Genomic DNA, 18,052 nt, shown 5'->3' on the forward strand with positions numbered 1-18,052 from the left:
CCCCGGTTCCATTAACAGACCAGTAAGAGAGTTTGACGATGCTTGAACTAACCAACTACCAACGAGCAGCGCTCGTGTTCTCCGTCACAGCTGTGTTCTATGTCGTGACTCCTACGTGGCTTCAGTGCTTGGCGCTGGCTGCCGGTCTAGTGGCGTCCGGCCGCATCGGATACGAGATATTGAGTCGACGTGCTCGAAGTCGAGGCTCTGACGAAACCCTTTGGTTGGAAGCAGATGCGAGAACGTTGGGAATTGTCGAGACCCTGCAGACTCCGCGCCTAATCAATCACGAGCTCTACAACGCGAAGTTGTTCATCGAAGAGAAGCCGCGGGGCATCGCTTGGCGACGTAGTCAACTCACGACCTCAATGCTTGGAAAGTTCACTGCGATGATCCGGGCCCGCGCGGTCGGCGGCAGGTACACGGTGGATGGGAAGCAGCTCACAGTGCCGCGTCTTGTTTCGATAGCCCGAACTTCTGTAGGACCTGTCGCGCTATTCACCGCGATTCCGGGCGCAACCGAGCACGACTACGACTTCGCCTCTGACATTCTCGAAGTATCCATGCGTGTGGGCGAAATTCGAGTTGAGCAGCTACCTGAGGACCGTGCGAGGGGCGTCATGCGAATGACCTTCGTGGTGAACGACCCGCTGAGGGAGAAGATCCAGGATTCCTTCTTTTCGATGCACCCAGCCTCCGCTCCCATGCTCTTGCCTCTTGCACGCACAGAAGAGGGGTCGGTCTACTCACTGCCGGTCCATCACACGCTCATCGTTGGAGCGACCGGGTCAGGGAAGGGAGCGGTGATTCAGGCAGCTGTGAAACAGTTGGCGCCTTGGCAGTCCAGGGGATACGTTCAGATTTTTGGTGCTGATCCAAAACGAGCCGAGTTGCGCGGCTTTGAGGGATCGTCTCTCTTTGATCGAGTGGCGTTTGACTTCGACGATGCAGCGGAGATGGTCCATGGCATCGTCACTGATGTACTCAAACCGAGACAGAAGAAATCGGGACGCACATTCGAACTCTCGAAAGAGAATCCGCTAGTCGTCCTGATCATCGATGAGCTCTCCTCGCTGACTCAAGACAAGAACTATGTGAAGAGCGGCCTCTACGAAGACCTTAACGTGATCCTTTCTCAAGGACGTTCGGATGGCGTGTATGTCCTGGCAGCTACTCAGACCGGGCACAAGGAAGTTCTGGGCAGCTTGAGGCAGCACTTCGCCAATCGAATTGCGCTTCGCGTCGAATCTGCCGTCGAAGTAGACATGGTTCTCGGTGCAGGATCTATGGCCCTCGGCGCAAAGCCTCATCTAATTGCAAAGGCCAATGAATCAAACGGATACATGACTGCAGGTGTTGCCTATGTCAACTCGGACGAGAGCCCAAATCCTCTCCGAATCCGGTTTCCATACACTTCAGATCTAGACATTCAGCGCACCCTTGACGAGTACCCAGCGGTGCCATGGCTTCGACCCGGGACGCTCTAGTCGGTGAGTTCAGCCATGTCTTGTTGCCACTGTCGAAAAGCGTGGTTGTGTTCGTCGATCTCGATGTCAGGCATCGGTGGAATGGTGTCGCTTCGCATCACGACATAGTCCGAGTTTTCCAGAATGGCATCACCGATGTGAAGGTGAATCCGACCCAGATCGAGGTTGCACCCGGCATTCTTGCCCTTGGCCGAGGGCATGACCACAATCTTTCTGAAGAGCGAGCGAATAATTGATCTCTTCTCTTCTCGACTGGCTGATTCCCAGTGCGCCATGCCGTTCACGACCTGCCTCTTTGCAGCTTCTTGACGAGAGGCTTCAGAGTGGCTGACCTCGATGATCGAAATCCTCAAGTTCAGATCGTTGAGATGGGTCCTCAAATCGTCGAGGGAAATGAAATCGTTCTTGTAGAGCTCGTGATACTCGCGTCTCTTCTTTTCCAAACGCGAAAGCATCTGTCGATCCTTGGATTCATCAACGGGATCGGATTCATTCAAAGTCAGCGTTCCCGTTCCCAGCGCTGTCGGCATGAAGCCCAGAATCGAGTTTTCAATACCGCTTGCAGAAATACTTACTTTGCCGCACCCACCGGAATTCGTGGAGCACTTGTAACTCTTGGTCGAGAAGCTCATGCGCGCTCCACAGGAACCACACTCCAGCACGCCAGCCAAAAGCGAACGTAGCTGGGGACGTCCTCCTCTCGAATTTTTTGGATTAAAGAGCCGCGCCATCAAGCGAGCGTGAGTCTCCTCGTCGAAGATCGGCTCCCAGGAAGCAGGATATTGCGCGACCATCGCAGGGACTTCGCCAGTAGCTTTGCCGTTGGCGCGCTTGGCATTGTGCCTGTTTCGAACGGCGACTGGTACGTGCTGGCGCAGGCCAATAACCGCTGGCCGGGTCAGCATGTCCTTCATCGAAATCGGTTTAAGCTTTGGGCGCTTCAACTCGTCGCGCGCATACATCGTGATCGCGTTGAGACTGGCACCGTCCTCCAAATATCGTCTGGCTGCTTCACGCAGGATCGCCGCTTGCTCGTCGTCAATGACGCGCTCGCCGGGGTGTGCGCCTCTTTTGTAGCCCACCGGTATCGGTCCGCCATGGGAGAGGCCCTGCTTAGCCGTCTCAAGAATTTGACGGCTCTGTCTCTCGGCTTTGTGCTCTACTTCCTGCCAGCTCACATCTCCCATGATCCGGGCAACCATCTTGCCTGCAGAGGTATTCAGATCGACTCTGCCGGATTGGCAAGCGAAGATCTCCAGGCCGGCCCCGGTCTCGATTAGATCGATGATTTCGTTCACATCGCCTGGATGCCGATAGAGGCGATCTGCGTGCCAAACAACGATCCCTTCGATCGCCCCATCAGCAATAAGAAGTTTGAGTTTCTCCCACTCGGGACGCTTCTTACGTCGGTCATATGCTGACCGGTTGTTATCCACAAACTCAGCGACGACCGAGAGGTTCTCGTCCAGAGCCTTCTGACGACAGTCCGCGACCTGCCTGTCAACACCAGCGGTCCCTAAGAGTTCGAGCGCGTCCGCTTCCGACTGGTCGCCCCTCTTGCGAACTGAGCTCATACGCGCATATATCGCTACCCTCTTCATTTCGTCAGTTTACATACAGTTCGTAGATGCGTCCCTACCGGATGGCTCACGACTACACGTGGTCATCCCGGACATCACCCGAAGGCACTGGGCGGTGAACATCCGCAAGTTCACCAGGCGCGTCCGCGACCTGAACCAGCTGGTGGGACTGGGGTCTCTCACCCAGCAGGCATCGGAATTCCTGCGGATGTGCGTCTTGTCAGGGCAGAACATCCTCGTCTCCGGCGCGACACAGACCGGCAAGACCACCATGCTCAACGCACTCCTCACCGCCACGCGCCGCAACGAGCGGATCGTGACTGTGGAGGAGACCTTCGAACTTGACCTCGCCGCCCGCGACGTCGTGGCCATGCAGTGCCGCCAGCCGAGCCTGGAGGGCACCGGCGAGATCACCCTGCGCCGGCTGATCAAGGAGTCCCTGCGGATGCGCCCCGACCGGCTCATTGTCGGCGAGGTGCGCGAGGCGGAGAGCCTCGACCTGTTGATCGCGCTCAACAGTGGGCTCCCGGGAATGTGTTCGATTCACGCCAACAGCGCACGGGATGCCCTGGCCAAGTTGTCCACGCTCCCGCTCCTGGCCGGTCGCAACATCGACTCGGCCTTCGTGCTGCCGACCGTTGCGGGCTGCATCGATATCGTGGTGCACTGCGAAATCGATCGGCACGGCCGTCGCCGCGTCATCGAGATCCTGGCGCCAAGCGGTCGGCTCGCCGGCCCCGTGATCGAAGCGAGCCCCATCTTCCTGATTGAGGGCGGAACGCTCACGGCGACCGGCGGTCACCCCGGCAAGCTCACCAAGTTCCTGGCTGCCGGGCTCGACCCCGCCATCGTGCTGTGTGCTGGTGCGGCATGATCATCATCTTCGGGAGCCTGCTCGGTGCCGGCCTGCTGCTGCTGGCATCGCCGTTCCTCTGGCCGACGCTCGGGGCGAAAGATCCCGGGCGGGGTCGGTCGCGAGGAGCCTTCCGGGCGGCCCTGACCCAGGCCGGTCTGGGGGCGCTTCCCCTACCCGCGTTCGCGGCGATTTCCCTTGTCCTCGGGCTGGCCGGCTTCGCGCTGGCCGAGGCGTTCCTGGGCATCGGGTCGCTCTCGATCGTCGCGGGGCTGGGCGGCACTGCCTTGCCTGCGTTGGTTGTCTCCTGGCGTGCGCGGACAGCGCGGCGTGCCAGCCGAACGGTCTGGCCGGACGTCGTCGACCACCTCGTGTCCGCAGTGCGGTCGGGTCTGGCCCTCCCCGACAGCGTGAGCAGCCTGGCGGATACAGGCCCGGCGGCGACCAGAGCGGCGTTCGCGGCGTTCGCCGGGGACTATCGGTCCACCGGCAATTTCGCTTATGCCGTGGACCGCCTGAAGGAGTCCCTGGCCGACCCGATCGCCGATCGCATCCTCGAGACCCTGCGGATGGCCAGGGAGGTCGGCGGCAGTGACCTCACGGTCGTGCTCCGCAGCCTTGCCGCCTGGCTCCGGCAGGATGCGGCCATTCGGGCCGAGGTCGAGGCCCGCCAGTCATGGGTGGTGAATGCCGCACGGTTGGGAGTGGCGGCGCCATGGGTGATCCTGCTGCTCCTCGGGTCGCGGCCGGAGGCAGCCGTCGCTTACAACACCAACGCCGGCGCGGCCGTCGTCCTCGGCGGACTGGGCATGTCGGTCGTGGCCTACCGGGTGATGGTGGCCCTGGGCCGGCTCCCGGAGGAACGCCGGTGGTTCCGGTGAGTGCGTCGCTGGCCTGGGGGCTGTTCTTTGGCTGCGGGCTGGGCGTCGGCCTGTGGTCGATGGTGAGCACAATCCCGCGTCTCAGCCGGCCCCGGCTCGTGCACAGGCTCGCCCCGTACATCCTGGACGTGTCCGCGGAGGCTCGTGCGTTCGCCGGCCGAAGGTCGGTAGACCCGATCCCCGTGCTCGGAACCCTGTTCGGCCCGGCATTCGATTCTCTGAAGCGGCTGCTCGGGGCTGTGCTCGGCGGGGCGGACGGCATCGAGCGACGCCTGCGCCAGTCAGGGGCGGAGCACAGCGTCGATCGATTCCGTTCCGAGCAAGTGGTCTGGGCTCTCGTCTCGTTCGGGCTGGGCGGTGGTCTTGCCCTCGTGCTGCCGGCATTCCGCTTGATGCCCGTTGTGGTGTCGGTCGTCTTGCCCGTGCTGGCCGGACTCTGCGGCGCTCTGGCGCGGGACTGGTTTCTGACCCGCTCGGCGACCGCCCGGCTGGCGCGGATGCAGAGCGAACTGCCGACGATCCTGGAGTTCCTCACTCTTTCATTGTCGGCGGGGGAAGGAATCCTCGATTCCCTCGCCCGGGTGTCCCGAACGAGCACGGGGGAGTTGTCGCGCGAATTCGCCGGCGTTGTCGCCGATGTGCGCATCGGCCTGCCGCTGCACTCCGCGCTGAGGACACTGTCCGATCGCCTTCACCTTCCGGCGGTGACCCGTCTCGTCGACCAGGTCTCCGGCGCGCTCGACCGCGGCACGCCCCTGGCCGAGGTTCTGCGGGCCCAGGCGCAGGACTCACGGGACAGCGCCAAACGGGAGCTGCTCGAGGTGGCCGGCAAGAAGGAGGTGGCCATGCTCGTGCCCCTGGTCTTTCTCATTCTTCCCCTGACCATCCTGTTCGCGGTCTTCCCCGGTTTGTTCATCCTGCAATCGGGATTCTGATCAACCATCCACCCCGCCATACCCACGGAAAAGAGGAGCATGATGACCACATTGCGGCGGCGTTTCCTGGCCCTGTGGAGCGACGAAACCGGGGATGTCCCGGGCTGGGTCCTGATCACGCTGATGACCGCCGGGCTGGTCATCATCATCTGGGGTCTGGCCGGCCCTGCCCTGAGCGGGGTGTTCCAGCAGGCCATCAACCGCGTGAGCGGTTTCTGACCGCGCACGATGGCTCTCCTGCGACGCCCATCCGGCCTGGCCGGCGACAGAGGATCGGCCGCGGCCGAGTTCGTGCTGGTGGGCGCGCTTCTCACGGTGCTGACCCTCACCGTCATGCAACTCGCGCTCGCCCTGCACGTGCGCAATACCGCACTCGACGCGGCGGCCGAGGGCGCACGGTTCGCCGCGCTGGCTGACAGCAGCCTGGCCGAGGGTGTCGCGCGCACCAGGGAGCTGGTCATCGCCGCGCTCGGTCCCGGCTACGCCACGGATGTCGTCGCCGACTACGGCGAATACGACGGCTACCCGAGTGTCCAGGTTCGGGTCATCGCCCCGCTCCCGCTACTCGGACTCCTCGGACTCGATCGCGGTCTGGAGGTGGTGGGGCATGCCGCCGTGGAAGGCCTCGACTGAGCGGACCGGCGGCACGGAGTGGAAGGCGCATGCCGGGAATCGATGGTCCGTCGGCAGGCTCCTGGCGGAGGAAGACGGGTCGGCCGCACTCGAGTTCATGACCGCCGGAACGATTCTCCTCGTTCCTCTCGTCTACCTCGTGCTGGCCATGTCGGCGCTGCAGGGCGGGGCGTTCGCGGTGGAGGGCGCCGCCCGACAGGCTGCTCGTGTGTACGTGCAGGCACCAGATGAGGCCGCGGCTCGCGCCGGGGCGCTCCGGGCGGTGCAGGTCGGGCTCGATGACTACGGCATCGCCGGGAACGGTGCCGCGGTGAGTATCGACTGCGGAGCAGGAGGCTGCCTGGCCCGGCGGAGCACGGTCTCCGTCACGGTGCGGATCCGCGTGGCGTTGCCGCTGGTACCCGACCTGCTCTCCCTGCGAAGCGCGGCGAGCATCCCGATGGAAGCCGTTGCAACCCAGACGGTGTCCCGGTTCCGGAGGGCCGGCTGATGTCGCGGCCCACTTCAGGTTGTCCGGAAGGGAGGTTCGCCGCGATCCATCGCGCCGCGTGGAGACTCAGATCGGACGAGGGGGGATCGACTCTGGTCCTGACGATCTTCTACGCGTTCCTCGCCCTCGTGCTGATCCTCGTCGTCGTGGCCGCCAGCTCGCTCTACCTGGAGCGCAAGCGGTTGCTCACCCTGGCCGACGGTGCGGCGCTCGCCGGCGCCGAGTCCTTCTCGCTCGACGCGGTGGGCGTCACCGATGATCCGGCCGGGCCGGTCCCGCGGCCCGTGCTCCGATCCGACGAGGTGCGGGCGGCGGCCGAAGACTATCTGGCGGCTGCACCCCACGGCGGCGTCGACGAGGTCGAATTGACCGGGGCAGGCTCTGCCGACGGGCAGAGCGCGACTGTCGCGCTGGGCTCGGTCTGGCACCCACCGGTACTGGTCTTCTTTCTGCCGGAGGGTGTGCCGCTGGAGGTGACGGCCGTCGCGCGGTCGGTGTTCCGGTAGCCGGGGCATCCCTCTGGTGCCCGGAGCGGGACCGGTGACCCGGTACTCTCGAAAAGCGCGCCCGACCGGGTGCGGACGAGGAGAGCCGTGACCGCCCAGCGTGACCGCGTGACCGGCGCGGGTGCCCAGCTCGCGACCGAGGTCAGCATCAACTTCGGTTCATCCCTTGCCGGGCTCGCGATTCCGCTTGTCGGCTCTCCCGTGGTCGTGGCGGCCAGGCAGCTCGTGATGGCCTGCACCGTCTTGCCGTTCTATCGTCCGAAGCGCTCAACCCTCTCCTGGCGTGTGCTGTGGCCGGCCCTGGCCCTCGGGCTGGTGCTCGCGATCATGAACCTGACCTTCTACGAGGCCGTCGACCTGCTCGGCCTCGGTGTTGCGGCCACGATCGAGTTCCTCGGCCCGTTCGCCCTGGCCCTCGCGTCGTCGCGTCGGCCGATCGACTTCGTGTGCGCGAGCGCGGCCGCCGCCGGGGTGTTGCTCCTGACGTGGTCGACGGGGGAGCTCAACCTCTCCGGGATCCTCTTCGCCCTCGCCGCCGCGGCGGCCTGGGCGGCCTACATCCTGCTCACCCGGCGGGTGGCGGTGACCTTCCCCGGTCTGGAAGGCATCTCGGTGGCGAGCGTCGTCAGCCTGGCTCTGCTCGTACCGTTCGCCCTGGTCACGGTCGACTACTCCAGCCTGGACTGGGGTGTCCTCGGGCTGCTCCTCGCGGTCGGGGTGCTCTCATCGGCCTTCCCGTACACGCTCGACACGTTCATCCTGCGCCGGATCACCCCTCGGCTCTACGCGATCATCACCAGCTTCGGCCCGGTCATCGCCGCGCTGTTCGGCGCCCTGGTTCTGGGGGAGACGTTCCTGCTGCAGCAGCAGATCGCGATCCTCGTGGTGTGCGTGGCGGCCGGGGCGGCGATCGCCACCCAGCGGGAACGCCCCAAATCCGACCTGGAGGTCACGGCGGGCGTCATCTCCTGACACCTGCGGGGCCAGGCCCGACCGGGCTACTCGACGATGATGCCGAGGTGACCGGCCAGCGGGGGAGCGAGCAGGCTCAACTGCTGGTCGTCGATGGTCGCTCCGCGCAGGCCGTCGAGGCCGCGGATGACGCTGAACTCGGCCCCGCGCAGGTCGACGTGCTTGAGGGTGGCGCCGGACAGGTCGAGCGTGCCGATCCGGCAGCCGCGCAGCTCGACGCGCTGAGCGACGACGCTGCCGAGGTCGAGTTCCTCGATGATGCAGTTGGAGAACAGCACATCGGTCAGCTTCGAGTTCCGCAGGTTCACGAAATCGAGCTTGGATCCGTCGATCTGCACACTGAGAAGGTCGGACTCGTAGAGTTCGACCGAGCCGAGCCTGGAGCGTTCGATGCGCACGTCGCGCCACCGTGAGCGCGGCGCCTTCAGCACGGCGGCGTGCAGTTCGGCGGCCACACACTCGGCCACGGATGCCCCCCGCAGGGACGCGTCGTCGAGGGATACCCGGCGGAACTCGCACTCCAGGAAGTCGATTCCGGTGAGGTCCCGGTCGGACAGGTCACAGCCGTCGAAGGACTGCGCGTCGTAGCTTCCGCCGGCCCGGAGTTCGGAGCCGTCGGCGCCGACCAACCCGACCAGACGAATCGGGTCGAGGAGCGGACCGCGGGTCGCCGACCGGGTTTTCATCAGGCCGCGGACGCGGGTTCGAGCACGAAGACCGGAATCACCCTGTCGGTTTTGGTCTGGTAGTCCGCATAGTCGGGGTACGCGGCCACCGCCCTGGACCACCATTCGTCCCGTTCGCCGCCGGTGACCTCGCGGGCGACCATCTCCCATTTTCGAGGGCCGTCCTGTAGCTCAACGAGCGGATGCACGACCACGTTTGCGTGCCAGACGGGGTTCTTCGGGCTGCCGCCGAGTGAGGCGATCGCGGCATACCGGCCTTCGTGCTCGACCCGCATCAGCGGTACCTTGCGCAGCTTTCCCGACTTCGCGCCGATTGTGGTCAGCACGACCACCGGCATCCCGCGCATCGTTGTTCCCCGGATTCCGCCCGAGCTCTCGTAGAGCTCAACCTGGTCGCGCACCCATTTTTGCGGACTGGGTTCGTATTCTCCGTGCAATGGCATGTCACCATTCAACGCCATCGGTGCGGCCGGCATTCCGCTGACGAGCATTCGCCGAAGAGCAGAGTCGGCCGCGGCCGACGGCGACCACGGCAGGAGAATCCTGCGGCCCCGGGGACCCTAAGGCCGGGGGCGGCGGCGGCGAGGGGCATAGCGCGGAATGTAACGCCCGAGCAGTACGGCCCCGAACAGCCCGAAGATTCCCATCACGCCGCTGGCCAGCGACAGGGACACCAGTGCGGTCAGCGCGGACACTGCCAGGGGAGCGGCGGCGCCGCCGAGGTCGGCGGTGAACCGCCAGGCGCCGAGGAACGGCGCCGGGTTGTTCTCGGGCGCAAGGTCCGCCCCGAGGGTCATCAGGAGGCCGCTGCCGATCCCATTCGCCAGTGACAGGAACATGGCCACCGCGATAAACCACTCCACGTTCGACGTAACGTCGTGCGTGAACGCGAGCACGAGGTGCCCGGCCCCGAGCCCGACCATCGACGGCAGCGCCGTCCACAACCGGCCGAACCGGTCCATGATCTGCCCGCTGGCGTAAAAGAGGGCGAAGTCGATGCCGCCGGCGATGCCGATGATCAGCGCGATATCCGGTTCATTGATGCCGATGCTCACGGCCCAGAGCGGGAGGAGCACCGTGCGGGTGGCGCGCATGGCGCCGATCAGGCCCGCCCCGGTGCCCAGCTTGCCGAGCACGGCCCGGTAACTCCAGATGGTGCGGAAGAGCCCCTCGGATTCCTCGGCGGCGAGCTCCTCGCCCGCGCTGCGCGTCGTGCCGTTCCCGGCGACGGCCGTTTCCGGCGTCCCGAAGGTGCTCGACGGGTCGCGCAGCAGCAGCAGCATGGCGGCCGCACCCAGGCAGCACACCACGAAGACCCAGAACACCGACTGGGTGCTGCCGGTCACCCGGATCAGGCCGGTGGCAATGAACGGCCCGATGAACCAGCCGGCCCGGAAGATACCCCCGAGGGTGGATAAGGCCCGGGCCCGGTAGGCGAGTGGGACGTACGTGGTCATGAAGGCGTGGCGGGCCAGGGCGAACACGGCCGTCGCGAGCCCGACCAGGAAGATACCCAGGCCCAGCACGAGCGGATTCGGTGCGGCGATGCAGATCAGCACGGCGATGATCGAGAGCACGGCGGCCCAGATCATCGCAATGCGCTCGCCGATCCGGGAGACCACCCAGCCGCTGGGAATGTCGCCGATCAGCTCGCCGACCATGATCATGGCTGCGATGAGCCCGGCCACAGCGAGGGATGCCCCGAGGTTGTTGGCGACAATCGGGATCAACGGGATGATCGCTCCCTCGCCGATCGAGAAGAGCAGGGTCGGCAGGAACGCGGCGAGGGCAACGGAGCGCAGGCTGAAGGAGCGTTCGGCGTTACTCATGGCTCCTCGATGCTACTTCAGCACTCGCGCGGCACTGGCCTCCGCCGGGCGGCCCGGTAGGCTGGGGTTCGACATGATTGAGCTGGACTTTTCGGAGCAGATCGCCGCACTGCGGGCCACCTTTGACGACATCCGGTCGGTGATCGACATCGATCGGCTTCGCACCGACATCGCTGACCTGAGCGAACAGGCCGGCGCACCCGACCTGTGGGACGATTCAGAGCACGCCCAGAAGGTGACCAGCGAGCTCAGTCACCGGCAGTCGGACCTGGCCCGCCTCGTGAGCATCGAGTCCCGTCTGGACGACCTCGAGGTGCTGGTCGGCTTGGCGAACGCCGAGGGCGACCAGGAATCCGCGGACGAGGCGTCGACCGAACTGGCCGGCCTGCAGAAGGTGCTCGGCCAGCTCGAGGTGCAGACGCTGCTCAACGGGGAATTCGACGAGCGCCCCGCGGTGGTGACAATCCGTTCCGGCGCCGGCGGCGTCGACGCGGCCGACTTCGCCGAGATGCTGCTGCGAATGTACCTACGGTGGGCGGAACAACACAACTACCCCGTGCAGGTCCTCGACGTCGGCTACGCCGAGGAAGCCGGCATCAAGTCCGCGACTTTCCAGGTCGATTCCCCCTACGCCTTCGGCACCCTGAGCGTGGAGGCCGGCACGCACCGGCTCGTGCGGATGAGCCCGTTCAACTCGGCCGGCAAGCGCCAGACGTCGTTCGCGGCGGTCGAGGTCGTGCCACTGATCGAGCAGACCGAATCGATCGAGATCCCCGACACCGACATCCGGGTTGACGTGTTCCGTTCCAGTGGACCCGGCGGACAGTCGGTGAACACGACAGACTCCGCCGTGCGGATCACCCACTTGCCGACCGGCACCGTGGTGAGCTGTCAGAACGAGAAGAGCCAGATCCAGAACCGCGCCGCCGCCATGCGCGTACTGCAGTCCCGCTTGCTCCTCCTGCAGCGCGAGCAGGAGGCCGCGACCAAGAAGGAACTGGCCGGCGTCATCACCGCGAGCTGGGGCGACCAGATGCGCAGCTATGTGCTCGCGCCCTACCAAATGGTCAAGGATCTGCGCACCAACTATGAGACCAACAATCCCAGCCAGGTGTTCGACGGCGACCTCGATCCGTTCATCGCCGCGGGCATCCGCTGGCGCAAGCAGGCGCCGAAGGACTGAACCGCATCCGGGCCGAGTCTGCGGTTCGGTATGTCGCAGTAGGAAAAACCCGGATGCCTGCTTAGGCTCAAGGGGCCATGATCCGCTTTGACCACATCACCAAGAAGTATCCGGGAACGAACCGACCCGCTTTGGACGACATCGACGTCGAAGTGCTGCGCGGTGAGTTCGTCTTCCTCGTCGGTGCCTCCGGCTCGGGCAAGTCGACCTGCCTGCGCCTGGTCCTGAAGGAAGACCGACCAACCAGCGGCAGCATCCACGTGCTCGGCCAGGATCTCCGGTCGATCTCCAACCGCAAGGTGCCTTACTTCCGGCGCAATCTCGGCGTCGTCTTCCAGGATTTCCGCCTGCTACCGAACAAGACGGTCTTCGACAACGTCGCGTTCAGCCTCCAGGTGATCGGCAAATCCCGGGGATTCATCCAGGAAGCAGTTCCGGACACCCTGAAGATGGTCGGCCTGGCCGAGAAGGCGCAGCGCTTCCCGCATGAACTCTCCGGCGGTGAGCAACAGCGCGTGGCCATCGCCCGCGCGATCGTGAACAAACCGCAGGTGTTACTCGCGGACGAGCCGACCGGAAACCTGGATCCCACCACCAGCGCCGGGATCATGGCCCTGCTCGAACGGATCAACGCCGGCGGTACAACGGTGATCATGGCCACCCACGAGGCCGGCATCGTCGACCAGATGCAGCGCCGGGTGATCGAACTTGCCAGCGGCAAGATCGTTCGGGACGAGCGCCAGGGCGGCTATGCCACCGCGGCGATTCCGACCATCACCGAGGGCGCCGGAACCCATCGGCGCGCAAGCGTCCCAGTCACACAGATGCCAGTCACCCAGATGCCAGTCACCCAGCTGCCTGCGGCTCGCACCCCCGTCGTCCCGGCCCCGGCCCCACGGCTCGCCTCGGTCTTCGCGCCGACGCCCTCCGAGCCGCTCACCTTCCCGTCGGCCCCCGTCGCCGTGCCAGCCACGCGTCACGAACCCGCGCCGGGCAGGGCAGGGCGCGAACAGGCCGCCGTCATTGCCGCCGACACGGGCATGCCCCTTCCGCCTCTCGAGGCGGATCCGGAACCGGCGCCGTCCGCCGAGTCAGGACGCCCAATGGCCCGGCCGGCGCTGCCGGTCACCCAGCACGACGTGCCGGAGCAGCTGACGCTCGCCGAGAAGCTCGGCCTGCGTTCGCCCGGCGAAAAAACGGACCAGTCCGGCGAACAGAACGTGGGGCCCACCCGATGAGACTCGGACTTGTGCTCTCCGAGGCCGCGAACGGCCTGCGCCGCAACGCCTCCATGGTGGTGTCGGTCGTGCTCGTGACCTTCATCTCGTTGACCTTCGTCGGCGCCGCCATCCTGATGCAGATGCAGATCGGCCAGATGAAGAACTTCTGGTACGACCGCGCCCAGGTCGGAATCTACATGTGCACCGCCATCTCGCCCGGCGAGACGTGCACAGCCGGCGAGGCGTCGGCAGACCAGATTAACGCGGTCAAGGCACAGCTGGTGTCACCGACCCTCGCTCCGTTCATCGCCAAGTACTACTTCGAAACGCACGATCAGGCGTTCCAGAACTTCAAGAAGCAGTTCGCGGGCAACCCGGTGGCCGACTACGTGACGCCGGACCAGCTCAACCAGACCTTCTGGGTCAACCTGAAGGACCCGTCACAATCGGACGTACTCGTGGAAAGCCTGTCCGGCATCCCAGGGGTCGAGAACGTCGCCGACCAACGTAAGTACCTCGACCAGATCTTCTCGGTTCTCAACGTGGCCAGTTACACCGCGATCGGGATCGCCGCGTTGATGCTCGTGGCGGCCGCGTTGCTCATCGCCACCACGATCCGACTTTCCGCGTTCTCGAGACGTAGGGAACTTGGAATCATGCGGCTCGTCGGCGCATCGAACCGGTTCATCCAGACGCCGTTCATCCTCGAAGGCGTCTTCGCGGCGCTGCTCGGCTCCCTGCTGGCCGGCGGTGCGATCGTGGCTCTCGTGAACTGGTTCGTGCAGGGCTACCTCGGTGAACGGCTCAAGGGCTTCTCGCTGGTGGGGATGCAGGACGCCCTCGTTGTGGTGCCCATCCTGCTTGTGGTCGGCGCGGTGCTGGCGGCCTTCTCGGCGAACTTCGCGATCACGCGCTATCTCAAGGTTTGATCCGGTAGCGTCACCCGCAGGCTAGACTTATGGGCTGGCCGCCACCGGACTGCCACAACCACCGTCATTGAGGAGCAAGCCGTGCCCAGGGAACAAGGCGAGAAGGTCGTATCGACCAATCGCAAGGCACGCCACGACTATCTCATTGAGGAGACGTATGAGGCCGGGATGGTGCTCAGCGGCACCGAGGTCAAGTCGCTCCGAGCCGGTCGGGCCTCCCTTGTAGACGGCTACGCATTCATCGAGTCCGGCGAGGTCTGGTTGGATGCCGTGCACATCCAGGAGTACAAGGCGGGAACCTGGACCAACCACCCGCCGCGGCGCAAGCGCAAGCTCCTCCTGCACAAACAGGAGATCATCAAGATCAGCCACAAAACCAAAGAGGGCGGCTATACCCTCGTCCCGCTCCGAATCTATTTCAGCAACGGCAATGCAAAGGTGGAGATCGCGGTCGCCAAGGGCAAGAAGGAGTATGACAAGCGCCAGACCTTGCGGGAACGCCAGGACAAACGCGAGTCCGATCGGGCCATTTCGGCGAGAAAGAACCTGGGCGACTAGGTCCCGTCCTCGGGGTCTCGGCACGCTCGGCCAGGTGGTCGAGCTTGTCTAGACCAGGTGACGTCGTTCGCGGGCCTCGACGGGAACGCGTTTTTGTTGTAGAGTTAAGGGCTGCACGGGTAGTTCATCAGAACGGGTCGCGCAGCCTTGGAAAATCAACAGCGCGTGATAGTGACCCACTCGAATGCCGCGACGGCACTGCCGTGCGACGGCAGAGGGTGCATATGGGGATGATCGGTTTCGACATTGCCTGCGCAATTATGAGAAGCGGGTCGAGGATGCAGGGTTATCTCGCAAACGATCTCTGCAAAACAATAAGTGCCAATTCAAACCGCACTGACTTCGCCCTCGCTGCCTAAGCGAGCGCACTAAGAAGTCCGCCAGACCGGGAATGCTCTCTACCCGGTTCCTGACGTCATTTAGAGAGCTTGCTCCTACTCTGAGCCGCGGGGTGTAGGGGGACTTGAACGAGGGCTGGGCTCGTCGGATTAGATGACAGTGTCAAATTCCGGAGCCGAGTAGAACGATTTCACTGGATACACCCGTAGAAGGCATATGACCACAGCAGTGGACCGGGGTTCAATTCCCCGCATCTCCACCATCGGTCGCTATCACGCGCTGTTGCCGCTTCCGAGTACGTTGACACAGAAAGGCCCGGATCCCCAGGGAACCGGGCCATTCTTTTTTTCGATCAGTTGTTGTCGTCGTCCGTTCCGGCTGCGGTGCCCGAACCGATGACATCGTGCTTCGGTTGAGGCATGGCCGAACCGGCTCCATTCACCGATTGCCAGATGGCCCGGTTGTACAGCTGCTCGTCGATCTTGTCCTCGGTGTCCGTGTTCTGCCCTGCGACCTTTCCGGCCAGCGGCGCGTTCGCTGCGTTGATGGTCGTCATGTCGTAGCTCGGCCTGATCGCCGAATACGGCTTGTTCACGGCGGTCGAGGTGAACGACGCGCTCATCGGCGTCGCGAACGCATCGAACTGGGTCATCGGCTGGATGCCTGCGAGCAGCCCGATGGTGTGCACCATCGATGCGGTGCTGTAGTAGGTGGAATCCACCTTTCCGGTCTGGGTGTACGGGCTGATCGCCAAGGCGACGGTGCGGTGGGCATCGACGTGGTCGGGCCCATTCTGGGCGTCGTCCTCGGTGACGAAGATCGCGGTATCGCCCCAGATCCGGGAGTGCGACACGGTGTCCACCAGCTGGCCCAGCGCGAAGTCGTTGTCGGCCACGTAGGCCTTCGGTGTGGGTTTGCTGACCCGGGTGGCCTGGGTGTGGTCGTTGGGGAGTCGAACGAACTGTACCGTTGGCACTGTGTCTGCGGCGACGTTGGCTGCGAAGTCCCTGGACCACTCGTCGATCCGGGGTGAACCACAGTCCGTCTTCAGCGGTGCGAAGGTGCCCGCGGAATCGGGGCAGGAGAGGTCATAGCCGCGATAATCGTGGTCGGTCTGGGCGTCGAGCACCGGGTCCTGTGACACGGCCTTCCCTCCGGCCAGGCCGACGAAGAAGCCGTAATTGCGGAAGCTGACGCCCGCCTGGGCCAGACGCTGCCAGACATACGTGTTGTCGGGTTCCTGCGCGGCAATCTCGGGGGTTGCGTTCTCGCTGGGGTAGGGGGCCTTTCGGCCGGAGTAGTTGGCCGGCCACATCTGCTCCGCGTACGGGTTGGAGTTCGCCGATGCCACCCAGTTCCAGCCGTTGGCGCTGACCTCGGCATCGGCATAGAAATTATCGATGGTGGTGAACTGCTTCGACAGGGCGCGCATGTTCGGGGCGGACTCATCGCCGAAGAGGTTCAAGGCCGGGTCCCCATTGCCCCGGCCGAGGCTGCCCAGCACCTGGTCGTAGGTGCGGTTCTCCTTCACGACGTAGATCACATGCTTGATCGGGCTGTCCTGGCCGGGCTTGCGGGGGATCACCTCACCCTCCGCCTCCGCGGAGCGGTTGTTGCTGGCGACCTGCCGGGTCGCCCTCTGCAGGTCCCCGCCGACGGGAATCTCAAAACTGCTCAACGTGCCGGTGATCATCGAGCCGCTGTACTGGTTCTCCGCCGTCGCCGCACTGGACTCGGGGTCAGGATGCCCTGCGCCGTTGTTGGGTCCGGCGCCCAGGCCCTTGGCGTTCGTGGTGTGCAGCCGCCCGTCGGCGAAGGACAGGGACGTGGGGTACCACCCCACAGGTACCACCCCGTCGACGGTCTGCGAGCCGAGGTCGATGATCGCCACGTCATTGTTTCCGGAGTTGCTCACGAAGAGCTTAGATCCGTCGGTGTTGAGGGCAAGCCCGGTGGGATTCGACCCGACCGGTGAGTCTTTTGAAGGCGACACGCTGATCGACGACGTGGTGCCGGCTGCGAGGTCGATGGCCGAGATCGCATCGGCGTCCCCGTCGGCCACATAGAGGTGACCGCCATCCGGGGCCAGCACCGACTTGTTCGGATGTAGTCCTGCCTCCAGGGTGCCGGTGACGATGGGTGCGGAGGTCAGACTGACCACCGACACGGTGGCGGCACCCTGGTTGGTCACATAGGCGGTGAGTCCGTCCGCGGCCAGCGTCACCGAGAGCGGGCGGTGGCCGACGGGGGTGGTCGCGACGGCGCCGGTGGCGAGATCGATGATGGATACCGCGTCAGCGAGTTGGTCTGCGACGACCAGGCGCGTCCCGTCACCGGTCAGCGCCAGGCCGGCTGGGAAGAGGTTCAGGGCGGTGCCGTCGGGGGTGGTGGTGGGAAGCGGGAGGGAGGCGCCCTCCGTGAGGACACCGTGGGCAAACGAGTAGGTGCGGATCTTGGAATTTGCTGCGGCGCTGGCGAAGGCCTTCGTACCGTCCTTGCTCCAGGCGAGTCCCATGTACAAAGACTCCGGGGACGCGTACGGAATGGTCTGCACTACCGCGCCGGCCGCCACATCAACGACCTGCAGCGATTGCGTGCCCTGGCCGTTGTTGGTGACGATGAGCGTTTTCCCGTCCGGGGAGAGAGCGGAGTTCAGGGGGAGATCGCCCAGGTTCGTCTGCCGACCCGTCGGTGTGACCCGTTGGCCCACCGGCGTCAGGGCTGTTCCGTCCCCTTGCGGCCCGGCGACGTTGGGGGCCGTGGCAGCGGCGGCAATTCCGCCGACGAGGCCGAGCGTGAGGAGGGCGACCAGCCCGGTGGATGTCTTGATTGTCATGATCCCCACGCTAGGAACGCGGCAAGACGCCCCGACGCCGTTCACAGAGACTCCGGATGAACGCGAGACGACGTTCGCGAGCCGGGGCCGTCTTCTGGCAGGTCCGTAACCAATTCCCCACCGGGTCGGCGATGG

General features: G+C 64.8%; 17 protein-coding genes, 1 other RNA gene and 1 pseudogene. 14 read left to right on the top strand and 5 right to left on the bottom strand.

Features of this window, described 5'->3' with window-relative positions; translation table 11 throughout:
• Window positions 1-38: 38 nt before the first annotated feature.
• On the top strand, window positions 39-1,487 hold the full coding sequence (locus E3O19_RS16160; protein ID WP_134569311.1) for an ATP-binding protein: 1,449 nt from the start codon (window positions 39-41) through the stop codon (window positions 1,485-1,487).
• Here the strand turns inward: E3O19_RS16160 and E3O19_RS16165 are convergent.
• Window positions 1,484-3,088 carry a recombinase family protein gene (locus tag E3O19_RS16165; RefSeq protein WP_134569312.1) on the bottom strand — a complete coding sequence of 535 codons (1,605 nt, stop codon included), beginning with the start codon at window positions 3,086-3,088 and terminating at the stop codon, window positions 1,484-1,486. The two genes, E3O19_RS16160 and E3O19_RS16165, sit on opposite strands and share 4 nt — an antisense overlap.
• A 19-nt stretch (window positions 3,089-3,107) precedes the next feature.
• Here E3O19_RS16165 and E3O19_RS16170 point away from each other — a divergent pair.
• The 8 genes and pseudogenes from E3O19_RS16170 to E3O19_RS16205 form a co-directional block, all read left to right on the top strand.
• Window positions 3,108-3,941 (top strand): annotated as a pseudogene (locus E3O19_RS16170) (CpaF family protein); the annotation flags it as partial.
• Window positions 3,938-4,801 carry a type II secretion system F family protein gene (locus E3O19_RS16175; RefSeq protein WP_134569314.1) on the top strand — a complete coding sequence of 288 codons (864 nt, stop codon included), beginning with the start codon at window positions 3,938-3,940 and terminating at the stop codon, window positions 4,799-4,801. The pseudogene E3O19_RS16170 and the gene E3O19_RS16175, both read left to right, overlap by 4 nt.
• Window positions 4,789-5,736, top strand: coding sequence for a type II secretion system F family protein (locus E3O19_RS16180; RefSeq protein WP_241981442.1), 948 nt, complete (start codon window positions 4,789-4,791; stop codon window positions 5,734-5,736). Before E3O19_RS16175 ends, E3O19_RS16180 begins: the two co-directional genes overlap by 13 nt.
• A gap of 39 nt (window positions 5,737-5,775) precedes the next feature.
• Window positions 5,776-5,955 (top strand): hypothetical protein, encoded by a 180-nt coding sequence (locus E3O19_RS16185; protein WP_134569315.1) that lies wholly within the window; start codon window positions 5,776-5,778, stop codon window positions 5,953-5,955.
• 9 nt (window positions 5,956-5,964) lie between these two features.
• Window positions 5,965-6,369: a TadE/TadG family type IV pilus assembly protein gene (locus E3O19_RS16190; protein WP_174776953.1), complete on the top strand. Its 405-nt coding sequence runs from the start codon at window positions 5,965-5,967 to the stop codon at window positions 6,367-6,369.
• Window positions 6,344-6,859, top strand: coding sequence for a hypothetical protein (locus E3O19_RS16195; RefSeq protein ID WP_241981443.1), 516 nt, complete (start codon window positions 6,344-6,346; stop codon window positions 6,857-6,859). The genes E3O19_RS16190 and E3O19_RS16195 overlap by 26 nt, the downstream gene beginning before the upstream one ends.
• Window positions 6,859-7,365 carry a pilus assembly protein TadG-related protein gene (locus E3O19_RS16200; protein ID WP_134569316.1) on the top strand — a complete coding sequence of 169 codons (507 nt, stop codon included), beginning with the start codon at window positions 6,859-6,861 and terminating at the stop codon, window positions 7,363-7,365. The genes E3O19_RS16195 and E3O19_RS16200 overlap by 1 nt, the downstream gene beginning before the upstream one ends.
• 87 nt (window positions 7,366-7,452) lie before the next feature.
• Window positions 7,453-8,337, top strand: coding sequence for an EamA family transporter (locus tag E3O19_RS16205; protein ID WP_134569317.1), 885 nt, complete (start codon window positions 7,453-7,455; stop codon window positions 8,335-8,337).
• A gap of 26 nt (window positions 8,338-8,363) precedes the next feature.
• On the opposite strand, the gene E3O19_RS16210 is transcribed toward E3O19_RS16205, so the two are convergent.
• The 3 genes from E3O19_RS16210 to E3O19_RS16220 form a co-directional block, all read right to left on the bottom strand.
• Complete coding sequence (locus tag E3O19_RS16210) at window positions 8,364-9,023, bottom strand: pentapeptide repeat-containing protein (RefSeq protein ID WP_134569318.1); 660 nt, start codon at window positions 9,021-9,023, stop codon at window positions 8,364-8,366.
• Complete coding sequence (locus E3O19_RS16215) at window positions 9,023-9,466, bottom strand: nitroreductase family deazaflavin-dependent oxidoreductase (protein WP_134569319.1); 444 nt, start codon at window positions 9,464-9,466, stop codon at window positions 9,023-9,025. The genes E3O19_RS16210 and E3O19_RS16215 overlap by 1 nt, the downstream gene beginning before the upstream one ends.
• Window positions 9,467-9,583: 117 nt before the next feature.
• On the bottom strand, window positions 9,584-10,852 hold the full coding sequence (locus E3O19_RS16220; RefSeq protein ID WP_134569320.1) for an MFS transporter: 1,269 nt from the start codon (window positions 10,850-10,852) through the stop codon (window positions 9,584-9,586).
• Window positions 10,853-10,925: 73 nt separating this feature from the next.
• Between E3O19_RS16220 and prfB the strand changes: the two genes are divergently transcribed.
• The 5 genes from prfB to ssrA all read left to right on the top strand — a co-directional run bounded on the left by prfB (window position 10,926) and on the right by ssrA (window position 15,343).
• Window positions 10,926-12,035: a peptide chain release factor 2 gene (prfB, locus tag E3O19_RS16225; RefSeq protein WP_134569321.1), complete on the top strand. Its 1,110-nt coding sequence runs from the start codon at window positions 10,926-10,928 to the stop codon at window positions 12,033-12,035.
• Window positions 12,036-12,112: 77 nt separating this feature from the next.
• The gene (ftsE, locus tag E3O19_RS16230) at window positions 12,113-13,273 is read left to right on the top strand and encodes a cell division ATP-binding protein FtsE (protein ID WP_134569322.1); all 1,161 of its coding nucleotides are present in this window, start codon (window positions 12,113-12,115) and stop codon (window positions 13,271-13,273) included.
• Entirely contained in the window at window positions 13,270-14,184 is a 915-nt protein-coding gene (gene ftsX / locus E3O19_RS16235) for a permease-like cell division protein FtsX (RefSeq protein WP_134569323.1), read from the top strand. Before ftsE ends, ftsX begins: the two co-directional genes overlap by 4 nt.
• An 81-nt stretch (window positions 14,185-14,265) precedes the next feature.
• Complete coding sequence (smpB, locus tag E3O19_RS16240) at window positions 14,266-14,742, top strand: SsrA-binding protein SmpB (RefSeq protein WP_134509681.1); 477 nt, start codon at window positions 14,266-14,268, stop codon at window positions 14,740-14,742.
• A gap of 226 nt (window positions 14,743-14,968) precedes the next feature.
• Window positions 14,969-15,343: a transfer-messenger RNA gene (gene ssrA / locus E3O19_RS16245) on the top strand.
• 90 nt (window positions 15,344-15,433) lie between these two features.
• On the opposite strand, the gene E3O19_RS16250 is transcribed toward ssrA, so the two are convergent.
• Window positions 15,434-17,917 (bottom strand): bifunctional YncE family protein/alkaline phosphatase family protein, encoded by a 2,484-nt coding sequence (locus tag E3O19_RS16250; protein WP_134569324.1) that lies wholly within the window; start codon window positions 17,915-17,917, stop codon window positions 15,434-15,436.
• Window positions 17,918-18,052: the final 135 nt, after the last annotated feature.

This window comes from Cryobacterium algoritolerans (genome assembly GCF_004402785.1).
Classification (GTDB): domain Bacteria; phylum Actinomycetota; class Actinomycetes; order Actinomycetales; family Microbacteriaceae; genus Cryobacterium; species Cryobacterium algoritolerans.